Source organism: Spirillospora sp. NPDC048911 (genome assembly GCF_043198015.1).
In the GTDB taxonomy this organism is placed as follows: Bacteria; Actinomycetota; Actinomycetes; order Streptosporangiales; family Streptosporangiaceae; genus Spirillospora.
Genome location: NZ_JBICUD010000002.1, coordinates 575504 through 594568 on the forward strand (window position 1 = coordinate 575504; position 19065 = coordinate 594568).

Genomic DNA, 19065 nt, shown 5'->3' on the forward strand with positions numbered 1-19065 from the left:
GGCGGGGGACCGGGAGTGGTCGAGTTTGTCGGTTATGTCCTGAGCGGCCTGGTCACCGGCGCGATCTTCGCGCTGCTGGCGTCCGGGCTCACGCTCTCCTACTCCGCCACGGGCGTCTTCAACTTCGCGCACGGGGCGATCGGATTCCTGACCGCGCTGGTCTTCTTCGAGCTGACGACCGGGCTCGGCTGGCCGGTGTGGCTGGCCGGGCCGGTCACGATCGCCGGGTTCGCGCCGCTGCTGGGGTACGCCCTGCACCGGCTGATGTTCCGCGGCCTGGCGTCCGCCGGGGAGACCGCGCAGATCGTCGCCACCATCGGCCTCACGATCGCGCTCCCGGCCCTCGGCCTGTGGACCGTGGACGTGCTCGTCGACACGTTCGGCGCGGACCTGCCGAAGGTCACCGAGGGCGCGGCGGCCCGCGGGCTCGGCCCCCGCCCGGTCGAGACGTGGCATCCGTTCGGCGGCGTGACCATCGACTCCGATCAGCTGGCCACGTTCGTCTTCGCCGTGCTGGCCGCGGTCGCGCTGTGGGCGGTCATGCGGCACACGCCGCTCGGCCTGCGCATGCGCGCCACGGTGGACCGGCGGCGGCTGGCCACCCTGCGCGGCATCGACGCCGACGCCGCGTCCGCGCAAGCCTGGATGCTCAGTTCCACCCTCGCCGGGTTGGCGGGAGTGCTGGCCGTGCCTGCTCTCGGCCTGGACTCCAACGCGTTCACCGTGCTGCTCTTCGCGTCGGCGACCGCCGCCGTCTTCGGACGCCTCCAGTCGATCCCGATCACGTTCGCCGCGGGCCTGGCGCTCGGCGTCGTGCAGAACCTCGTCGCGGGCTACGCCGACTTCGCCGAGAAGGTGACGGGCTTCCGCACGGCCATCCCGGCCATCCTCCTCTTCGCCGGCCTGCTCGTCCTCGGCCGGACCCGGGCGCGCGTGGCGGGTTCGATCGCCGAGGACGCGCCGCCGCCCGACTACCTGGCCGACCTGCCCCGCTGGCGCCGCGTCCTCCCGTGGACGGTCTCGGTCGCCGCCCTCCTCATCTGGACGTTCACCCTCGGGGACGACTACTGGGTCGGCCTGGTCGCGCAAGGCCTCGTCTTCGCGCTCATCTTCTGCTCGTTCGTCGTCGTCACCGGAATCGGCGGCATGGTCAACCTGGCGCAGGCCACGTTCGCCGCACTGGCCGCCCTCGCCGCGGGGCTGGCGTTCAGCAAGGGCCTGCCGTTCCCGCTGGCCGTCCTCCTCGGCGTCCTCGCCGCGGTGGCCGCCGGAATCCTCGTGGCCCTCCCCGCCCTGCGTCTGGGCGGCCGCGTTCTCGCCCTCGCGACGCTCGCGCTGGCCCTCTTGGCCGACCAGGTGCTCTTCCAGATCGACGCGTTCAGCAACGGGACCGTCGGCTGGAAACTGCCCGCGTTCTCGCTCGGCTTCGCCGACACCAACGATCCGCGGGCCCGCGTGGTCATCCTCCTGGTGGTCATCGGCCTGGTCGGCGTGCTGATCCGCAACCTGGAACGCTCCGCGTCCGGCCGCGCGATCCTGGCCGTCCGCTCGGCGCCCACCGCCGCGCTCTCGGTCGGCATCTCCGCCACCCGAGCCAAGATCACGCTCTTCGCGCTCGCCTCCGGCATCGCGGGGCTGGGCGGAGTCCTGTACGCCACGTTCAACGGCCAGATCACCGCCACCGACCTGCCCGCGCTGACCGGCTTCGTCTGGCTCGCCGTCGTCGTGCTCCAGGGCGTCCGGCGTATCGGCGGAGCCGTGCTGGGCGGCCTCATCATGGCCCTGTTCCCCGAGGTCCTGGACAACTTCACCGACTCCGCCTACGTCGGGATGATCCTCTTCGGCCTCGGCGGCATGATCCTCGCCAAGCATCCCGACGGCGTCCTCGCCCAGATGGCCGAGCGCCGCTACCGCCGCCGCAAACGCGGCGAGAAGCGCGCCGAGGCCGTGGCCGCCTCGGCCGAACCCGCGCCCGCACCCGATCGGACGCAGCCCGAGGCGGTGCTCCGCCTGGAGGGAGTCGTCGCCGGATATGGCGACGTCACCGTCCTGCGCGGTGTCGACCTGGCCGTCCCCGCCGGGAAGGTGGTCGCGCTCCTGGGCGCGAACGGCGCGGGCAAGTCCACGACCTGTGCCGTCGCGGGATCGATGACCCCGACCGCGGGCCGCGTCCTGCTCGACGGCCAGGACATCACGAACTGGCCCGCGCACAAACGGGCCCGCGCGGGCATCTATCTCGCCCCCGAGGGACGCGGCGTCTTCCCGTCCCTCACGGTCGAGGAGAACCTCACGACGTGGCTGCCGTCCGCCGCCGACCGCGAGCGGGTGTACGAGCGGCTCTCGCACCTGGCCGACCGCCGCGCCATCGCGGCAGGGGCCCTCTCGGGCGGCGAGCAGCAGATCCTCGCGCTGGCCCCCGCGCTCGTCAGACCGCCCCGCGTGCTGATAGCCGACGAGCCGTCCCTCGGCCTGGCGCCCCTGATCGTGGAGCAGATCTTCGAGCTCTTCGGCGAGCTCCGCGACCGCGGCGTCGCCCTCCTGGTCGTCGAGGAGAAGGCCAGCGAGGTGCTGGCGCTCGCCGACACCGTCGCGTTCATGCGGCTCGGCCGGATCTCCTGGGCCGGCCCGCGATCCGAGGTGGACGAGGAGCGGCTGACCTCCGCCTACCTCGGCCTGGCGGGAGTGGGGGACCAATGATCGACATCACCGGCGTCAGCGTGCGCTTCGGCGGCATCCACGCCCTCACGGACGTGAGCTTCACCGTCCCCGAGGGGGAGACCTGCGGCGTCATCGGCCCGAACGGCGCGGGCAAGACCACGCTCTTCGACGTGGTCACCGGCCTCCGCCGCCCCACGTCCGGCTCCGTCCGCCTCAACGGCGCCGACGTCACCGCCACGAGCGCCGTCAGACGATCCCGCCTGGGCCTGCGCCGCACGTTCCAGCGCCCCCAGGTCTTCGGCCGCCTCACCGTCCTCGACAACGTCCTGGCCGCCGTCGAGTGGCACGGTGGCGGCGGGGGCCTGGCCGCCGACCTGGTCGGCTGGCGGGCCCGCCGCCGCCTCGAATCCGCCCGCCGGGCCAAGGCGCTCGACGTCCTCGACCGCTGCGGCATCGCCGGCCTCGCCACCGCCTACGCGGCCGACCTGCCCATCGGCCGGCGCCGCATGGTCGAGCTCGCCCGCGCCATCGTCGACGACCCGGCCGTCCTCCTGCTGGACGAGCCGACGTCCGGCCTCGACGCCGACCAGTCGGCCCTCTTCGCCTCCGTCGTCCGCGACCTGGACGCGACGATCCTCCTCGTCGAGCACGACGTCGGGTTCGTCATGGAGGCCTGCGAACGCGTCGTCGTCCTCGACCTCGGCAAGGTCATCGCCGACGAGTCCCCCGCCCAGATCCGGGAGGACCCGGTAGTGCGAGCCGCCTACCTCGGCTGACCCCATCAAGCCTTCCGGAACACGCAGACCTGGACGCCCTTGGGGCTGGTCTCGGCGGAGACGAGCTCCAGGGCGTGCTTGCCGCCGTCCGCCGGGAAGATCGACTTGCCGCCGCCCAGGAGAATGGGCTCGATCATGAGCCGGAGCTCGTCGACCAGGCCCTCGCTCAGCAGCGAGCGGACCAGGGACGGGCTGCCCATGACGGTCAGGTTGCCGCCCTCGGCCGCGCGCAGCTCCCTGATGCGGCCGACGGCGCCGCCGCCGGGGATCAGCTCGGTGTTGTCCCAGGTGAGGTCGGCGTCGGTGAGGGTGCTGGAGACGACGTACTTCTTGATGGCGTTCATCTTGTCGGCGAACGGGTCGCCGGCCTGCTCCGGCCAGGCGGCGGCCATGTTCTCCCAGGTGCGACGGCCGTAGAGCAGCGCGTCACTGTCGTTGACCGCGCCGTCGAAGGCGCCGCCGACCGTCTCGGGATCGAAGAACGGGTGGGACCACCCGCCGTGGGCGAAGTCGCCGTCGGTGTCCTCCTTGGGGCCGCCGGGGGCCTGCACGACGCCGTCGAGGCTCATGAATTCGATGACCGTGATGCGCATGGGACCTGCTCCTTCGCTTCGTTCTCTCGGTGGCTCCACACTGGCAGCCGAAGATGCGAGTTGTCAAGACAAAAAAAGTTGTCGGTGCGGATCGAGGGCGAGTCGAGCCGAGGTGATCTAGAATTCGGTTCGGTTTTTCTGCGGACCGGGAGGCTGGATGTCAGGGGCCGGGGCGGCGATACGGCGGGTGCTCGAGTCGAGGGAGCGCGCGTCGCTGGACACGGAACAGGTGACGGCACTCGCGGAGCTGACCGAACGGGTCCGCGAGCTCAACGAGGCCGTGGTGCACACCGAGGTCGGCTTGGACGAGGTCGCCGCCGTCCGGGACGAGGTGGCGGCGCTCACGGCGCGGCTCGCGGCGGCGCGGCGGGACCACCCGCCGCTCGTGGGCGTCGGGGCGGACGGGACGGTGCGGCACCTGGCCGGCCCGGTCGGCGGTGTCCTCAACCCGATCGCGCCGCCGGTGGAGATCGCGGTGCTGCCGGACGGCACGGCGCGCGCGGAGTTCACGCTGAACGTGCTGTACGAGGGCCCGCCGGGCTTCGTGCACGGGGGGATCTCCGCGATGATCCTCGATCAGCTGCTCGGCGTCGCGGCGACCGCGAACGGCACTCCCGGCATGACCGCGACGCTCGACATGCGGTACCGGCGGCCGACCCCGCACGGGGTGCCGCTGGTCGCGGAGGGCAGGGCCACCCGCACCGAGGGGCGCAAGACGTTCGCGGACGCGCGGATCATCGGGCCGGACGGGCGCACCACGGTCGAGGCGACGGCGATGTTCGTGATGCCACAAGATCGATAGGCTGGCGCGCGTTCGTCCCCCCGATCATCGAGAAGAAGAGTGGGTCATGTCCTCGACTCGCCTCATCGTGGTCCCCGTGACCGCACTTGCCGTCCTGTCCGGTGCGACCGCCCAGGCGTCCGCCCCGGCGGCGGCCGACCCGCTCAAGGGCCACACGTTCGTGTACTCGAAGACCGACGGCCAGTACCACGTCTACAACGCGCGCCGCCGTCACGTCGCCGAGCTGACCGCCGGCACCCGTACCGCCCTCGTCCACGGAACCAAGCGGACGTTCCGCGAGAAGACCACCACGGCGACGGTCGCCACGGACGCCTGGGTGCGCAAGCTGCGCGTCCCGTTCACGGCGGCCCAGATCCGCCGGCCCGCCTTCCGCAAGGAGCTGGCCGGGCTGATCGCCTCGAAGTCGCCCGACATGCTCGCGATCGCCATGCAGTACGTCGTGAACGCGCCCGCCAAGAAGGACGCCAAGGGCGTGCGGTACGCGGGCGACGCGCACTACGGGCCGATGGTCGACGGCAAGCGGCAGGAGGGGTCGGACTTCAACGACTACCTCGGTGTCAGCTGGCGGTACTTCGACAACAGCGTCGACAAGCCGGAGAAGGCGCAGTACGGCTCGCTCGACTGCTCGGGCTTCGTCCGGATGGTCGCGGGCTACCGCATGGGCTGGCCGCTGGAGAACAAGCAGTACACGCGCACCCGCCTCCCGCGCCGGGCCGTCGAGCTGGAGCGGTACGCGCCGGGCCGGGCCGTCATCCCGAACAAGGGCAAGAAGCCGGCGAGCCTCGCCCCGCTGCAGGCGGGCGACCTGCTCTTCTGGGACGCCGACAAGGGCGACGGCAAGGCCGTCGACCACGTCGGGATCTTCATCGGCAAGGACTCGAAGGGGTTCTACCGGTTCATCTCCAGCCGCAAGACCGCCGACGGACCGACCATGGGCGACGTGGGCGGCCGTTCGGTGCTCAACCGCAAGGGCTCGCTCTACAGCGACAGCTTCCGTTCGGCCAAGCGGATCTGAGCGCGTGAGGGGGCTGCGGAGGGTCTTCCGGCGGCGCCGCGAGGATGAGCTCGCGGCGGTCGACGCCGAGATCACCGCGTTCGGCGAGACACTCGCGCGGCACGCGTTCGTACCGGAGGACGACCGTGCGGACGAGGCGCTGCTGGCGGACTACGGGCGTGCCCTCGACGCCTACGAGCAGGCCAAGCGCGACTTCGTGGGAGACCGCGACCGCGCCGACGCCTCGGACGTGCTCCGGGCGCTGGACGAGGGGCGGCACGCGCTGGCCTGCGTCGACGCGCGGCTGTCCGGCCGGCCGCTGCCGTCCCGGCGCCCGTTGTGCTTCTTCGACGCGCGCCACGGCCCGTCCACCGAGCAGGCCGACTGGGCGCCGCCGGAGGGCACAGCCCGTCTCATCGACGTCTGCGCGGCCGACGCGATCCGGCTGAGGGAAGGGCTGCCGCCGATCGACACCGGGCGGCGGCCTCCCCGGCCGTTGGCGACGCCACGCCCCGGGCGCGTTCCCGAGCCCAAGCGTTCAGGTGGCGTCCCCAAGGCCAAGACGGAGCCCCCGTACACGATGTGGCCGAAGGGCCTGGACAAGGCTCAGCGCGCCGAGGGGCAGCGCGGCGCGAAGGCGACCCTTCTTCGTCCCTATCTCAACCGTCCGTTGCTGCTGGTGGTCCGTCTTCAGGGCCACGGCAAGCATCGCGTGGACCTGGTCCAGGAGTTCGGCACGCGGGCGCTCCTCCGCGACAAGGGCCGCACCCGCCTCGTCGTGCCTCTGTCCCCCCGAGAGGTCCGCGAGGTGCGCCTGCACATCGAGACGTCCGACAGGTGGTGGGCCTGGCTGCTCCCGGCCGACGCGGCGCCCGTCATCTCCGACGAACGGTGCAGCGGCCGGGGCTGGTTCGTCTTCCGGTACGAGGGCGAGCCCAGGCGGATCTCCATCGAGCACAAGGGACGGGGTCCCTACTCGCTCTGCACGCTCACACCCGCGCTGAACCAGGGCGAGCCGATCCTGACCGGCATGGGCACGACCTACGCCGAGGGAGACCTGCCGGGCCCAGCACTGATCCACCTCCGCGCCGGAGGCGAGTGGACGGTCCGGTTCAAGTGAAGTGCTGCCCGGCGTTGACGTCGATGGTGGCGCCGGTGGTGGCCTTGGCCTGATCGGATGCGAGGAAGATGACGGCCCGCGCCACGTCCTCCTCCGAGGCGATGCGGCGCAGGGCCATGGCCGCGGTGTCGCGCGCCAATATCTCCTCGTACGGGACGCCCTCGGCCTCGGCGCGCGTGCGCATCCAGTCGTCGAGGACGTCGCTGGCGATCCAGCCGGGCGCCACGCAGTTGACCCGGACGCCGGACGGGCCGAGCTCGTCGGCGAGGCAGTGCGAGAACAGGTGGACCCCGGCCTTGCCCGCCGCGTAGTCGGACCGGCCCGCGTAGCCCATGCGGCTCGACATCGAGGTCACGTTGACGATCGAGCCGCCGCCCGCGGCGACCATGTGCGGGGCGAGATGGCGGCAGGCCAGCAACGTGCCGTACGTGGCGATCTCGACCGCCGAGCGCCACAGCTCCAGGTAGTCGTCGTCCATGTCGAGGACGTTCTTGCGGTGCGTGCCCGGGAACGCGGCGTTGACCAGGACGTCCACGCGGCCGAAGCGTTCGATCACGGCGTCGGCGAGACGCCGCACCTGGTCGGGCTTGGAGACGTCGGTGGGGACGGCGAGCGCGGCGCGGCCCTCCGCGCGGACCGCCTCGGCGATCGCCTCCAAGGTGTCCTTGCTGCGCGCCGCGACGGCGACGTCGGCGCCCTCGCGGGCCATCAGGACCGCCAGCGTGCGGCCGAGACCGGGACCCGCGCCGGTGATGACCGCGACCTTGCCCTCCAGCACCATGGGCATTAGCGTACCAAGCGCTAGTTAGGTTACAGGCTCGACCCGGAGGTCGCGTGGATCTCACCTTCACCCCGCACCAGCAGGAGTTCCGCGCCGAGGTTCGCGCCTGGCTGGCCGCCAACGCGCCCGCGGAACCGCTGCCGTCGATGGACACCGCCGAGGGCTTCGAACGGCACCGCGAGTGGGAGCACCGGCTCGCCGAGGCCCGGCTCGCGGTGGTCTCCTGGCCGGAGGAGTACGGCGGCCGCGGCGCCGACCTGATCGACTGGCTGATCTTCGAAGAGGAGTACTGGGCCGCCGGCGCGCCCGGCAGGGTGAGCCAGAACGGCATCTTCCTCCTCGCCCCCACGCTCATGGCCTACGGGACCGACGAGCAGAAGCGCCGCCACCTCTCGCGCATGGCCCGCGCCGACGACGTCTGGGCGCAGGCCTGGTCGGAGCCGGAGTCGGGCAGCGACCTGGCCTCGCTGCGCGCGACCGCGCGTCCGGACGGCGACGGCTGGCGGCTGAACGGGCAGAAGACCTGGAGCTCGCGGGCCGTCCACGCCGACTGGTGCTTCGGGCTCTTCCGCACCGATCCGGAGTCCGAGCGGCACCGGGGCCTCACCTACTTCATGCTGCCGCTGGAGAGCGAGGGCGTGACGGTCCGGCCGATCGCGCAGCTCGACGGCGAGCACGGCTTCGCGGAGATCTTCTTCGACGACGTGTACGTGCCCGGGGACGGGGTGCTGGGCGAGCTCGGCCAGGGGTGGAAGGTCGCGATGGCCACCACCAGCTCGGAACGCGGGCTGACGTTGCGCAGCCCCGGCCGCTTCATGGCGACCGCCGACCGGCTGCTGGAGCTGGCCCGGGAGAGCGACGACCAGACCCTGCGGGACGCCGCCGTCGAGGCGTGGACCGGCAGCGAGGCCTACCGGCTGCACACGTTCCGCGCCGCCGCCCGGCTGGCGGAGGGCGTCGAGCTGGGCGCCGACTCCAGCCTCATGAAGGTCTTCTGGTCCGAGCTCGACCTGCGGATGCACGAGCTGGCCCTGGAACTGCTGGGGCCGGAGGCGCCGGTCGCCGGGCGCTGGCTCGACGGGTTCCTGTTCGCGCTGGCGGGGCCCATCTACGCCGGGACGAACGAGATCCAGCGCAACATCATCGCCGAGCGAGTCCTGGGGCTGCCCCGATGAAGTTCTCCTTCACTGAAGACCAGCGGCTGCTCGCGGAGACCGTCCGCGAGGTGCTCGACAAGGCCTGCCCGCCCGAGACCGTACGGGCGGCAGGGGAGTCGGAGCGGCCCGGACCGGCGTGGCGGGCGCTGGCCGACGTCGGGCTCCTGGGCGCGCACATACCCGAGGAGCACGGCGGGCTCGGGCTGACGGCGCTCGACACCGTGCTCGCGTACGAGGAGACCGGCTGGTACGCGGTGCCCGGCCCGGTCGTGGAGACCGCCGTCGCCGCGCCGCTGCTCGTCCCGCCCGAGCGTCTGGCGGGCATCGCGACGGGTGACCTGACGGTGTCGGTGCGCCCGGCATGCACCCCCTACCTCCCGGACGCCGACATCGCGGATCTGCTGGTCGCGGGCTCGGCGGTCGCGCCGAGCGCCGGCATGACGCTGACGCCGCACACCTGCGTCGACGCCACCCGAAAGCTCTTCACCGCCGACCTGGACGCGGGCTCCGGCGGAGACGTCGCCTTCGACCACGCGGCGCTGGCCACGGCGGCCCAGCTGATCGGGCTCGGCCGCCGGCTGCGCGAGGAGGCGGTCGGGTACGCGGGCCAGCGACGCCAGTTCGGCAAGGTCATCGGCTCGTTCCAGGCGCTCAAGCACCAGCTCGCCGACGTGGCGATCGCGCTGGAGTTCGCCGCCCCGCTCGTCCACCGCGCCGCGTACGCGCTGGCGCACGGGACCCCCACCGCCACGCGGGACGTGTCGGCGGCCAGGACGGCCGCGAGCCGGGCCGCCCACCGGGCCGCGCGCACGGCCCTTCAAGTGCACGGCGCGATCGGCTACACCGACGAGCTCGATCTGCAGCTGTGGCTCAACCGGGTGTGGGCGCTGCGCTCGGCGTGGGGTGACCCCGGGCTGCATCGGGCGCGGCTGCGAGCCGCGCTCCTCGACGGGACGCAGGAGCCGAGGACGGTGCGACTCCCATGACTGTTCCGGAAGCAGAGATGACTCTGGCCAGCGATGTGGGCGGCACGTTCACCGACGTCGTCCTCACGGGCGACGACGGCCGCGTCCAGGTCGCCAAGACGCTCACCACCCCGGCGGACCCCGCGGTCGGCCTGCTGCGCGGCGTCCGGCAGGTCCTCGACGCGGCCGGTGTGGCGCCGGAACGGATCGGCCGGTTCGTGCACGCGACGACGCTGGCCACGAACGTGATCCTCGAACGCACCGGAGTCCCGGTCGCGTTCGTGACCACCGAGGGCTTCGGATCGATGCTCGCGCTCGGGCGGCAGGCGCGCGTGGAGGAAGAGCGTTACGACCTGGCGTACGAGCAGCCCGACCCGCCCGTACCGCTGACGCACACCTTCGCCGTCCCCGAACGCGTCGGCGCCACCGGCGAGGTGCTGCGTCCTTTGGACGAGGAGGCGGCCGAACGCGTCGCGGGCGACATCGCGGCGCTCGGCGTCTCGGCGGTCGCCATCTGCCTGCTGCACTCCTACCTCAACCCCGCGCACGAACGGCGCCTGGCCGAGATCATCGCGGCCCGGCTCCCGGAAGGCACACCCGTCGTGGAGTCGGCGGCGGTCTGGCCGGAGCTCGGCGAGTACGAGCGCGCCACCACGACGCTGATGTCCGCCTATGTGGGCCCGGTCATGGCCTCCTACCTCCGTCGCCTCGGCGGCGGCCTGGCGGAGCTGGGCATCACCGCGCCGATCCACGTGATGGAGTCGGCGGGCGGCGTGCTGCCCGCCGCGCTCGCCGCGTCCCGCGCGGTCTACACGATCGAGTCGGGCCCGGCGGCGGGAGTCATCGCGGCGGCCCGGCAGGGAGCCGACCGCGGCCTGGCGGATCTGATCTCGTTCGACATGGGCGGCACCACCGCCAAGGCCGGGCTCGTCCGCGGCGGGCGCCCCGGCATCACCCACGAGTTCCAGGTCGGTGGCAAGGGAAGCTTCGGCGGGCGCCGCCCCGGCACCGGCGTCCCCATCAAGGTGCCCGCGATCGACCTGGCCGAGGTCGGCTCGGGCGGCGGCTCGATCGCCTGGGTGGACGCGGGCACGCTGCGGGTCGGGCCGCGCTCGGCCGGAGCCGATCCCGGACCGGCCTGCTACGGGCGGGGCGGTGAGCTCCCGACGGTCACTGACGCGAACCTCGTCCTCGGCTATCTGGACCCGGACGGTTTCGGGGAGTTCCGCCTGTCGGCCGAGCTCGCGCGGAACGCGATCGCCGAGCACGTCGCCGGACCGCTGGGCGTGGACGTCGTCGAGGCGGCGGCTGCGATCCATGACATCGCCAACGCGCAGATGGGCGCGGCCGTGCACGTCGTCACGGTCAGGCGGGGGATCGACCCGCGCGGGTTCACGCTGGTCGCCCTCGGCGGCGCGGCACCCACGCACGTCGCCAGGCTGGCCGAGCAGTTCGGCATCGGACGGGTGCTCGTGCCGCCTCAGGCGGGCGTGGGCTCCGCCGTGGGCCTGCTGCACGCCGACCTGGCGATCGAACGGGCGCGGACCTTCCTCGCGCCCGCGAGCACGCTGGTGTCCTGCTCCGCGAGCCGCGACGCGCTCGGCGAGCTGGCCGCGATCTTCGCCGACCTCGAACGCGCGGCGCGGGCCGACCTGGCGATCGAGACGGGCGCGACGGCCGTCCGGTCGGTGGGGGTGCGCTTCATCGGGCAGGCCCACGCGTTCACGATCGAGCTGCCGTCTGGGCAGATCACCCCCGAGACGGTGCAACGCGCCACGGAGGAGTTCTACAAGCGCTACCACGAGTCGTACGGCATCGACCTGCGCGACCCGGTCGAGCTGACCACCGCGCGCGTCCGCGTCGTGATCCCGTCCGACCCGCCGCCTCTGCCCCGTGCCGACGCGGTGCCGGAGGCGGAGCCGCGCACCAGGCCGATCTGGCTGGGATCTGAATTCGGCGAGGTCCCGGTTCTCGAACGCGCGGGATGCGGCGCGGGCGAGGAGCTCGCCGGGCCCTGCGTCATCACCGAGCCGCAGTGTTCGCTGCTGGTCCCGCGCGGCTGGCGCGGGGTCGTGGACGAACGCGGCGCGATCCTTGTTGAGAGGACTGAAGTGAGGCTGGAAAGGCACTCATGAGCGACGACCTGACCGCTGAGATCCTGCGGAACGCGCTCTGCGTGGCCGCCGAGGAGGCGAGCATCGTCGTGGTGCGCTCGGCGTACTCGACGTTCATCGTCGAGGGCGCGGACGCCGCCGCGGCCATCCTGGACGCGGAGGGACGGCTCATCGCGCATTCGCTGTCCACGGCGCTGATCCAATGCGCCAGCCTGCGCAGCGCGCTGCCGTTCGTGCTCAAGGCCTACCCGGCGGAGACGATGGCGGACGGGGACGTGTTCGTCCTCAACGACGTCTACCAGGGCGGCATCCACGCCAACGACCTCCTGGTGTTCCGGCCCGTCTTCGTCGAGGGGAACCCGGCGTACTTCACCGGGACGCTCATCCACGTCGCGGACCTGTCGGGACTCTCGGCGGGCGGCATGGCCTCCGACGCGACCGACATCTTCCTGGAGGGCGTCCAGCTCCCGCCGGTGCGGATCGCCACCGCCGAGGGCCTCGCCGACGACCTGGTACGGGTGCTGGCAGCCAACAGCCGCACGCCGGACAAACTCGTCGGGGACCTCCGCGCACTGATCGCCGGGGTGAACGTGGCGGCCCGGCGGCTCACGGAGATCGTCGAGACGCACACCCCGGCCGGGCTGGCCCGCGGCGTCGAGGACTACCTCGCGCACACCGAGCGCCGGATGCGGGAGGGCCTCGCGGAGCTGCCGGCCGGGACCCACCGCGGCGAGTACCGGCTCGACGACGGCCACCACATCCGGGTCGCGGTGACCGCCGACGGCTCCGGCGGCGTGATCGTCGACTTCGACGGGACGGACGAGCAGGTCCCGATCCCGATCAACTCGGGCTTCTCCCAGACCCACGGCGGCGTGATGTACGCGATCCGCTGCTTCGTCGATCCGCATCTGCCGATGAACGAGGGCTGCTTCACGCCCGTCGACGTGCGGATGCCGCGCGGCACCCTCGTCCACTGCACGCCCCCGTACCCCGGCGGCGGTCGCTTCGGCACCGTCGCGGCGGCCGAGGAGGCCATCTTCGCGGCCCTCACGGGCGCGTCGGAGGGCGTCGCGGCGTCCGGAATCCTCCAGGCGTTCAGCATCAGCGGCGTCAAGCGGCCCTGGCTGCACATGTCGTTCGACCTCGGCGGCATGGGAGCCCGGCACGACCGCGACGGCGCCGACGCGACCGGCGCGCTGTTCGGCGGCGGCCGCAACATCATCCCGCAGGCCGAGCCGATCGAGGCGCGGCTGCCGGTCCGGGTGGAGGAGGTCTCGCTGATCCCGGACTCGGGCGGCGCGGGCCGCCACCGGGGCGGCCGGGGCACGCGCACCGTCATCAGGATGCTGGAGGACGCCCGGGTGGACACGCGCGGCGACCGGCTGCTCCGGCCGCCGCCCGGCGCCGCCGGTGGCCTGCCGGGCCGCGCGGGCGGCTACTACCGGGAACGCGCGGACGGCACCCGCGAGCCGCTGGGCACCAAGGCCACCCGCCAGCCCCTGGCGGCCGGCGAGGCACTGGTCGTGGAGACGTCGGGCGGCGGCGGCCACGGCCCCGCGGAGCGGGAGGAGACGCGATGAAGTTCGGCGTGCCGCTCGGGCTCGTGCACCCGGCCATCTGGCGGGACCTGGCGGTCGAGGCCGACCGGCTCGGCTACGAGTCGGTGTGGTTGCCCGAGCACCTCGTCTTCGCCACCGACCTCTCGCTGGCCACCTACCCGGGGACGGAGAAGCCGGGCATCACGCCGGAGACCAAGCTGTTCGACGCGCCCGCCTACCTCTGTGCGCTCGCCGCCGTGACCGAACGCGTCCGGCTCGGCACGGCCGTCTACCTCTACGGTCTCCGGCATCCGTTCGTGGCGGCGCGCGCGTTCGCGACCCTCGACCAGATCTCCGGCGGGCGGGCGATCGCCGGTGTCGGGGCCGGATGGTACGAGGGAGAGTGGATCGCCGCCGGGGTCGACTTCGCGACCCGGGGACGGCGGCTCGACGAGGCGATCGAGGTGTCGCGCCGGCTCTGGACCGAACCGGCCGTCGAGCACCACGGGGAGTTCTTCGACTTCCCCGAGGTCGCGTTCGAACCCAAGCCCGTCCAGGCGCGGCTGCCGATCGTGGCGGGGGGAGAGTCGGGCGCGGCGCTGCGGCGCGCCGCCACGCGCTGCGACGGCTGGATCAGCATGCCGCAGACGCTGGACGGGGTCCGGCCGCAGATCGAGCGGCTGAACGAGCTCCGCAAGGCCGCCGGGCGGGCGGACGAGCCGTTCGAGATCACGGTGCACGCGTACGAGCTGTCGGGCCCGGAGGAGATCGCCGAGTGGGAGCGGCTGGGCGTGGACCGGCTCATCGTGCGGCCCTGGCGGCGCACCCGCGAGGCGGCGGAGCGGCTCGCCGCCTTCGCCGCCGACCACGGCATCGAGGCGTAACGGTCGAGGACTCAGTACTCGTACACGCGGACGATCGGGTCGTGCTCGTACCAGGTCGCTATCACCGACGACGTGTGGTCGGCGCCGAGGAAGTCGACGCGCAGCCAGTCCTGCCCCGGGGTGACGCGCGTCGAGTAACCGGAGGCCGGGATCGCCGAGACCAGCCGCGCCTTCCCGCCGGACATCGCCAGCGCCGCGCTGCCACCTCGGGTCGCGTAGCTGCGCACGTTGCCCGCCCGCGGGTCGTCGCGCCCGCCCGAGCCGGAAGGCCCCTGAGAGCGCTGCGGAGAGGGCGCGGGAGGCGGAGTCTTCCGATCATCGGGGACACCGGACGGACGGGGCGTGGGGGTCGAATGGGGCGTGGCGGTGGGCGTGCCCACGCTCGCGGGAGGGTTGGACGGGCTGGCGTGGATCGCCTGCCCGGCGATCGGCGGCGGCGCCGACCGCTCGGAGACCGCGCTGCGCACGACATCACGTACACCGAGCCACGCGAGGGTGACGGCCAGCGCCGTGACCCCCGCCCACGGGGCAACATATGACATCGTGCGACGCATTCGCACATGGTGGCATACGGTGCGGGCATGGCGAGTGTGCTGGTGGTGGAGGACGACGCGAACGTCCGTACCGCCTTGATCAGGGAACTGAGTGCGCGTTCCCACGTGGTACGAAGTGTCGGGACGGCGATGGACGCGCTGCGCGAGGTGACGCAGGCACCCCCCGACGTGGTGATTCTCGATCTCGGGCTGCCCGATCTGGACGGTGCCGAGGTGCTCAAGATGTTGCGGGGGGTGACGGACGTACCGGTGATCATCGCGACCGCGCGCGACGACGAGCCGGAGATAGTCCGGCTGCTGAACGCCGGCGCGGACGATTATTTGATCAAACCGTTCTCGGCGGAGCATCTGAGCGCCCGGCTGGCCGCGGTGCTGCGCCGGTCGGGCCGGACCGGGCCGACCGCGGAGCTCGCGGTGGGCGGGCTCCGCATCGATCTCGACCGCCGCGAGGTGACGCTGGACGGCACGGCGCTGGAGCTCACCCGGCGGGAGTTCGACCTGCTGGCCTACCTGGCCGCCCGGCCGGGCCGGGTGGTGGCGCGGCGCGAGCTGCTGGCCGAGGTCTGGCGGCAGGCGTACGGCGACGACCAGACGATCGATGTCCACCTGTCGTGGCTGCGCCGCAAGCTGGGCGAGACCGCGGCGGCCCCGCGCTACCTGCACACGGTGCGCGGCGTCGGGGTCAGGCTGGCCGAGCCCGGACCATCATGAGGCGCACGCTCGTCCTGGTCTCGCTGGCCGTCACGTCGATGGTCGCGCTGGCCTTCCTCATCCCGCTGGGCCTCACGGTGCGCGAGATCGCCCGTGACCGGGCCCTGACCACCGCCGAACGGCAGGCCAGCGCGCTCGGGCCCGTCCTCGTCGTCACGCAGGATCCCGCCGCGCTCGAACGGGCCGTCGCGAGCACCCAGGCGGGCGCGGCCCAGCGGATGCGGGTGTACCTGCCCGACGGCCAGGTGATCCCCAAGACGACCGAGAACGACACCTCACGGCGCGCCAAGCCCGCCCAGCTGGCCGAGGCGGGGCGGCGCGGCCGTTCCTACACCGCGAGCGTGTCCGGCGGCTACGCGCTCCTCCAGCCCGTCTCGCTGGACGGCGGGCGGGCCGCCGTGGTCGAGGTCTTCGTGCCGGACGGCGACCTCTCTCAGGGCGTCTGGAAGGCCTGGGTGGTCATGACGATGGTCGCCGCGGCCCTCGTGGCGGGCTCCGTCGCGGTGGCCGACCGGCTGGGCGCCCGGGTGATCCGGTCGACCCGGCGGCTGGCGGAGGCGGCCGGCTCGTTCGGCGACGGCGATCTGAGCGTGCGGATCGATCCCGACGGCCCGCCGGAGCTCGTCGAGGCGGGCGTGGCGTTCAACGCGATGGCCGACCACGTGGTGCAGCTGCTGGCCGCCGAACGCGAGATGGCCGCCGACCTGTCGCATCGGCTCCGCACGCCGCTGGCGGCCCTCCGGCTCAACGCCGAGGCGCTGGGCGACGGCCCGGTGCCCGACCAGACCAGGGAGGCCGTGGACCGGCTCGAACGCGAGGTCGACCTCATCATCCGGACCGTGCGGCGTCCCACCGGACGCGGCAGCTGCGACGCGTCCAAGGTGCTCGCCGACCGGGTGGCGTTCTGGTCGGTGCTGGCCGAGGACGAGGGCCGGTCCTGCGAGCTCATCGGCGCGCACCGGCCCGCGGAGCTGCCGCTGCCGGGCAGCGAGCTCGCCGCGGCCGTGGACGCGCTGCTCGGCAACGTCTTCCGGCACACCGCCGAGGGCACGGCCTTCGCGGTGACCCTGCACGTGGGGCAGGGCGTGACCGGGATCCTCGTCGCCGACGCGGGACCGGGGATCAGCGACCCCGACGCGGCGCTGCAACGCGGCCGCAGCACCGGCGGCTCGACCGGCCTCGGGCTGGACATCGCCCGCCGCGCCGCCGAGTCGACGGGCGGCTACGTGCGCATCCACCGCTCGGTCCTGGGCGGCGCCCAGGTGCAGATGTGGTTCCGTACGCGGTGGCTGCCCCCGCAGCGGCGTTCGCGCCGCCTGGTCCGCCGCCGCCACTCCCGCACGTAGGAAGGGGCGCGGGAAGGGACGCCGATGGTGCCGGCCGGGGGCACCGCTGAGAGCCCCCGGCCGCGTCTCAGCGTTTGATGGCCACGCCGCCGTAGCCCCAGACGTTGGCGAGGCTCAGGGCGGGGTCGTCGGGTTCGCCGTCGGGGTTCCAGTCGCTCACCAGGCCGGGCTCGACCAGCTCGACACTGCCCGGGAACATCCGCAGGATGTCGGCGTGGTGCCGCATGGTCATGGTCGAGGAGGCGTTGCGCCACTGGGCCGCGCCCTCGGCGCCCTGCTCGGGGTCGGGGTCGAGCGAGGCGTGCGACAGGACCAGGTAGCTGCCCGGCGCCAGCGCGTCCACGAGCCGCGCCACGATGCCGTGCGGGTCCTCCTCGTCGCGGATGAAGTGCAGGATCGAGACGAGCATCAGCGTGAGCGGCCTGTCGAGGTCGAGCACTGTCCGGATCTCGTCGGCGGCGAGGATCTTCTCCGGCTCGCGCAGGTCGGCCTGCACGAACGTGGTGCGGCCGCGCCCGTCACCGGCCATCAGCGCGCGGGCGTGCGCGAGCACGATCGGGTCGTGGTCGACGTAGGCGATGCGGGCCTCGGGCGCGAGCTCCTGCGCCACCTCGTGGGTGTTGCCGGCGGTGGGGATGCCGGTCCCGATGTCGAGGAACTGCTGCACGCCGCGGCGCACCGAGTAGCGGACCGTGCGCCGCAGGAACTGCCGGTTGAGGCGCAGCGTGTTCTGCATGTCCGGGATCGCCTTGAGGACCTGCGCGGCGACCTGGCGGTCGGCCTCGAAGTTGTCCTTGCCGCCCAGCATGTAGTCGTAGATCCGCGCCGTGTGCGGTTTGGTGGTGTCGATCTCGGGCGGCATGACCGTCTCGGCCTCGGCGGCCGTCGGCAGCCGCCACGGCGGTTCCCTGCGTTCTGACATGGGTGCCACCTCCGGGAGGCTGACGGGGGAAGACGTCGATCATGAAGATCGTACCTACCCGAACCCCTTTCTAGGGCCCGATTCGGGACGTTCCAGAGTTACGGTCCACGAAGGACCGCAATTCGAGTGCGGCGCCCTGTCCGGCGGAGTCTCCAAAATTTGCCAGACCTTCGGGGAACGTCTGGCGAACGTCCCGAAGCACCGCCGGATAGGCGATTCCGTCCCTGGCGCCCGATTCTGATTAGCCCCTCCTCAGGCACTCTTTAAAGGAGGCTTAAGCGCGTTCCTTACAGGTCCACGGAGCCATAACGTCTCAGGTGTCACATCGGAGACACGGCGGAGGTGCACAGGCGGAGAGCACGGTGAACGTCGGCTGAGGTTCCGACTTAGCTTCCTGATTGAGACAAGCTTCTGGCCCGTACGGCCCGTAACCCCGCTCGGGGGCCGTGCGGGCCTAAGGCATTTCCGGGGCCGATCCCGGCTGCGGACTGCGGTCAGTCGGAGGTGGTCAGTCGGTGGCGGGGGCGAGGGCGCCGCGCAGCAGGAGGCGGAAGGCGTCGGCCGTGCCGCTCGCCGAGGTGTCTCCGGTGGACAGCCGGCGGACGGCGAGGCCGTACAGCATGGCGACGACGGCGGGGGCGTGGCGTTCGGCGTCGGGGATGCCGAGCGCGGTGAGGACGGCCGTGGCGAGGCGGTCGTAGGCCGCGACGGACCGCGCCGAGGTGTCGCGCACGCCGGGGTCGCGGGCGGCGTGCAGGTGGAGTTCGAGGTTGGCGATCTGCTCGGGCCCGTACGCGAACTCGACGATGGCCTTCTCGACCAGGTCGGCGGCTTGGCCGGGGTCGACGCCCGAGTCGCGCAGGCGCGTCACGTAGGCGGTGATGCGGGCGATCTCGGAGTCGACGAAGGTCTGAAGGCTCTCGCGGAGCAGGTCGGTCTGGCTCGGGAAGTGGTAGGTGAGCGAGCCGAGCGAGACTCCGGCCGCCCTGGCGACGGCGCGGTTGGTCACGGCGCCGATGCCCTGCTCGCCGATCAGGCGCAGGGCGGCGGTCAGGATCCGGTCACGGGCTGTCGCGGAGGTGCTCACCGGCCTCAGTCTTCCGTACTCGGGCTCTTTCCCGGGACCCGCCGGGACGCTATCGTTCGTTCG

Annotated in this window: 17 protein-coding genes; 12 read left to right on the top strand and 5 right to left on the bottom strand. The window is 72.8% G+C overall.

Features of this window, described 5'->3' with window-relative positions:
* Positions 1–15: 15 nt before the first annotated feature.
* Positions 16–2697, top strand: coding sequence for an ATP-binding cassette domain-containing protein (locus ACGFNU_RS09915; protein WP_392591923.1), 2682 nt, complete (start codon positions 16–18; stop codon positions 2695–2697).
* Entirely contained in the window at positions 2694–3434 is a 741-nt protein-coding gene (locus ACGFNU_RS09920) for an ABC transporter ATP-binding protein (protein ID WP_392591925.1), read from the top strand. The genes ACGFNU_RS09915 and ACGFNU_RS09920 overlap by 4 nt, the downstream gene beginning before the upstream one ends.
* Before the next feature lie 5 nt (positions 3435–3439).
* On the opposite strand, the gene ACGFNU_RS09925 is transcribed toward ACGFNU_RS09920, so the two are convergent.
* Positions 3440–4027: a dihydrofolate reductase family protein gene (locus tag ACGFNU_RS09925; RefSeq protein ID WP_392591927.1), complete on the bottom strand. Its 588-nt coding sequence runs from the start codon at positions 4025–4027 to the stop codon at positions 3440–3442.
* 187 nt (positions 4028–4214) lie between these two features.
* On the opposite strand from ACGFNU_RS09925, the gene ACGFNU_RS09930 reads away from it, so the two are divergent.
* The 3 genes from ACGFNU_RS09930 to ACGFNU_RS09940 are packed head-to-tail and all read left to right on the top strand — an operon-like array spanning position 4215 to position 6943.
* Positions 4215–4829: a PaaI family thioesterase gene (locus ACGFNU_RS09930; protein WP_392591929.1), complete on the top strand. Its 615-nt coding sequence runs from the start codon at positions 4215–4217 to the stop codon at positions 4827–4829.
* 46 nt (positions 4830–4875) lie between these two features.
* Positions 4876–5844, top strand: coding sequence for an NlpC/P60 family protein (locus ACGFNU_RS09935; RefSeq protein WP_392591931.1), 969 nt, complete (start codon positions 4876–4878; stop codon positions 5842–5844).
* A gap of 4 nt (positions 5845–5848) precedes the next feature.
* Positions 5849–6943 (top strand): hypothetical protein, encoded by a 1095-nt coding sequence (locus tag ACGFNU_RS09940; protein ID WP_392591933.1) that lies wholly within the window; start codon positions 5849–5851, stop codon positions 6941–6943.
* Here the strand turns inward: ACGFNU_RS09940 and ACGFNU_RS09945 are convergent.
* Positions 6936–7724 (bottom strand): SDR family NAD(P)-dependent oxidoreductase, encoded by a 789-nt coding sequence (locus ACGFNU_RS09945; protein WP_392591935.1) that lies wholly within the window; start codon positions 7722–7724, stop codon positions 6936–6938. The genes ACGFNU_RS09940 and ACGFNU_RS09945 overlap by 8 nt on opposite strands.
* Before the next feature lie 53 nt (positions 7725–7777).
* Here ACGFNU_RS09945 and ACGFNU_RS09950 point away from each other — a divergent pair, with 53 nt between their 5' ends.
* The 5 genes from ACGFNU_RS09950 to ACGFNU_RS09970 are packed head-to-tail and all read left to right on the top strand — an operon-like array spanning position 7778 to position 14382.
* Positions 7778–8899, top strand: coding sequence for an acyl-CoA dehydrogenase family protein (locus tag ACGFNU_RS09950; protein ID WP_392591937.1), 1122 nt, complete (start codon positions 7778–7780; stop codon positions 8897–8899).
* Positions 8896–9867, top strand: coding sequence for an acyl-CoA dehydrogenase family protein (locus ACGFNU_RS09955; protein WP_392591939.1), 972 nt, complete (start codon positions 8896–8898; stop codon positions 9865–9867). The genes ACGFNU_RS09950 and ACGFNU_RS09955 overlap by 4 nt, the downstream gene beginning before the upstream one ends.
* The gene (locus ACGFNU_RS09960) at positions 9864–11981 is read left to right on the top strand and encodes a hydantoinase/oxoprolinase family protein (RefSeq protein ID WP_392591941.1); all 2118 of its coding nucleotides are present in this window, start codon (positions 9864–9866) and stop codon (positions 11979–11981) included. Before ACGFNU_RS09955 ends, ACGFNU_RS09960 begins: the two co-directional genes overlap by 4 nt.
* On the top strand, positions 11978–13540 hold the full coding sequence (locus ACGFNU_RS09965) for a hydantoinase B/oxoprolinase family protein (protein ID WP_392591942.1): 1563 nt from the start codon (positions 11978–11980) through the stop codon (positions 13538–13540). The genes ACGFNU_RS09960 and ACGFNU_RS09965 overlap by 4 nt, the downstream gene beginning before the upstream one ends.
* Positions 13537–14382, top strand: a complete 846-nt coding sequence (locus ACGFNU_RS09970; RefSeq protein ID WP_392591944.1) for a TIGR03619 family F420-dependent LLM class oxidoreductase — start codon at positions 13537–13539, stop codon at positions 14380–14382. The genes ACGFNU_RS09965 and ACGFNU_RS09970 overlap by 4 nt, the downstream gene beginning before the upstream one ends.
* An 11-nt stretch (positions 14383–14393) precedes the next feature.
* Here ACGFNU_RS09970 and ACGFNU_RS09975 read toward each other — a convergent pair whose 3' ends face one another.
* Entirely contained in the window at positions 14394–14936 is a 543-nt protein-coding gene (locus ACGFNU_RS09975; protein ID WP_392591946.1) for a hypothetical protein, read from the bottom strand.
* 27 nt (positions 14937–14963) lie between these two features.
* On the opposite strand from ACGFNU_RS09975, the gene ACGFNU_RS09980 reads away from it, so the two are divergent.
* Positions 14964–15647, top strand: coding sequence for a response regulator transcription factor (locus tag ACGFNU_RS09980; protein ID WP_192810099.1), 684 nt, complete (start codon positions 14964–14966; stop codon positions 15645–15647).
* The gene (locus tag ACGFNU_RS09985; RefSeq protein WP_392591949.1) at positions 15644–16993 is read left to right on the top strand and encodes a histidine kinase dimerization/phospho-acceptor domain-containing protein; all 1350 of its coding nucleotides are present in this window, start codon (positions 15644–15646) and stop codon (positions 16991–16993) included. The genes ACGFNU_RS09980 and ACGFNU_RS09985 overlap by 4 nt, the downstream gene beginning before the upstream one ends.
* A 67-nt stretch (positions 16994–17060) precedes the next feature.
* Here ACGFNU_RS09985 and ACGFNU_RS09990 read toward each other — a convergent pair whose 3' ends face one another.
* Both ACGFNU_RS09990 and ACGFNU_RS09995 read right to left on the bottom strand, forming a co-directional pair.
* Complete coding sequence (locus tag ACGFNU_RS09990; protein ID WP_392591951.1) at positions 17061–17915, bottom strand: SAM-dependent methyltransferase; 855 nt, start codon at positions 17913–17915, stop codon at positions 17061–17063.
* 508 nt (positions 17916–18423) lie between these two features.
* Entirely contained in the window at positions 18424–19002 is a 579-nt protein-coding gene (locus tag ACGFNU_RS09995; protein ID WP_392591953.1) for a TetR/AcrR family transcriptional regulator, read from the bottom strand.
* Between the last annotated feature and the right edge of the window lie 63 nt (positions 19003–19065).

Excerpts from the sequence above, each read along its gene's own strand:
- ACGFNU_RS09980 (WP_192810099.1), top strand. The coding sequence starts at position 14,964 with ATGGCGAGTGTGCTGGTGGTGGAGGACGACGCGAACGTCCGTACCGCC.
- ACGFNU_RS09985 (WP_392591949.1), top strand. The coding sequence starts at position 15,644 with ATGAGGCGCACGCTCGTCCTGGTCTCGCTGGCCGTCACGTCGATGGTC.
- ACGFNU_RS09975 (WP_392591946.1), bottom strand. The coding sequence starts at position 14,936 with ATGCGTCGCACGATGTCATATGTTGCCCCGTGGGCGGGGGTCACGGCG.
- ACGFNU_RS09970 (WP_392591944.1), top strand. The coding sequence starts at position 13,537 with ATGAAGTTCGGCGTGCCGCTCGGGCTCGTGCACCCGGCCATCTGGCGG.
- ACGFNU_RS09965 (WP_392591942.1), top strand. The coding sequence starts at position 11,978 with ATGAGCGACGACCTGACCGCTGAGATCCTGCGGAACGCGCTCTGCGTG.
- ACGFNU_RS09925 (WP_392591927.1), bottom strand. The coding sequence starts at position 4,027 with ATGCGCATCACGGTCATCGAATTCATGAGCCTCGACGGCGTCGTGCAG.
- ACGFNU_RS09935 (WP_392591931.1), top strand. The coding sequence starts at position 4,876 with ATGTCCTCGACTCGCCTCATCGTGGTCCCCGTGACCGCACTTGCCGTC.
- ACGFNU_RS09960 (WP_392591941.1), top strand. The coding sequence starts at position 9,864 with ATGACTGTTCCGGAAGCAGAGATGACTCTGGCCAGCGATGTGGGCGGC.
- ACGFNU_RS09955 (WP_392591939.1), top strand. The coding sequence starts at position 8,896 with ATGAAGTTCTCCTTCACTGAAGACCAGCGGCTGCTCGCGGAGACCGTC.
- ACGFNU_RS09945 (WP_392591935.1), bottom strand. The coding sequence starts at position 7,724 with ATGGTGCTGGAGGGCAAGGTCGCGGTCATCACCGGCGCGGGTCCCGGT.
- ACGFNU_RS09920 (WP_392591925.1), top strand. The coding sequence starts at position 2,694 with ATGATCGACATCACCGGCGTCAGCGTGCGCTTCGGCGGCATCCACGCC.
- ACGFNU_RS09990 (WP_392591951.1), bottom strand. The coding sequence starts at position 17,915 with ATGTCAGAACGCAGGGAACCGCCGTGGCGGCTGCCGACGGCCGCCGAG.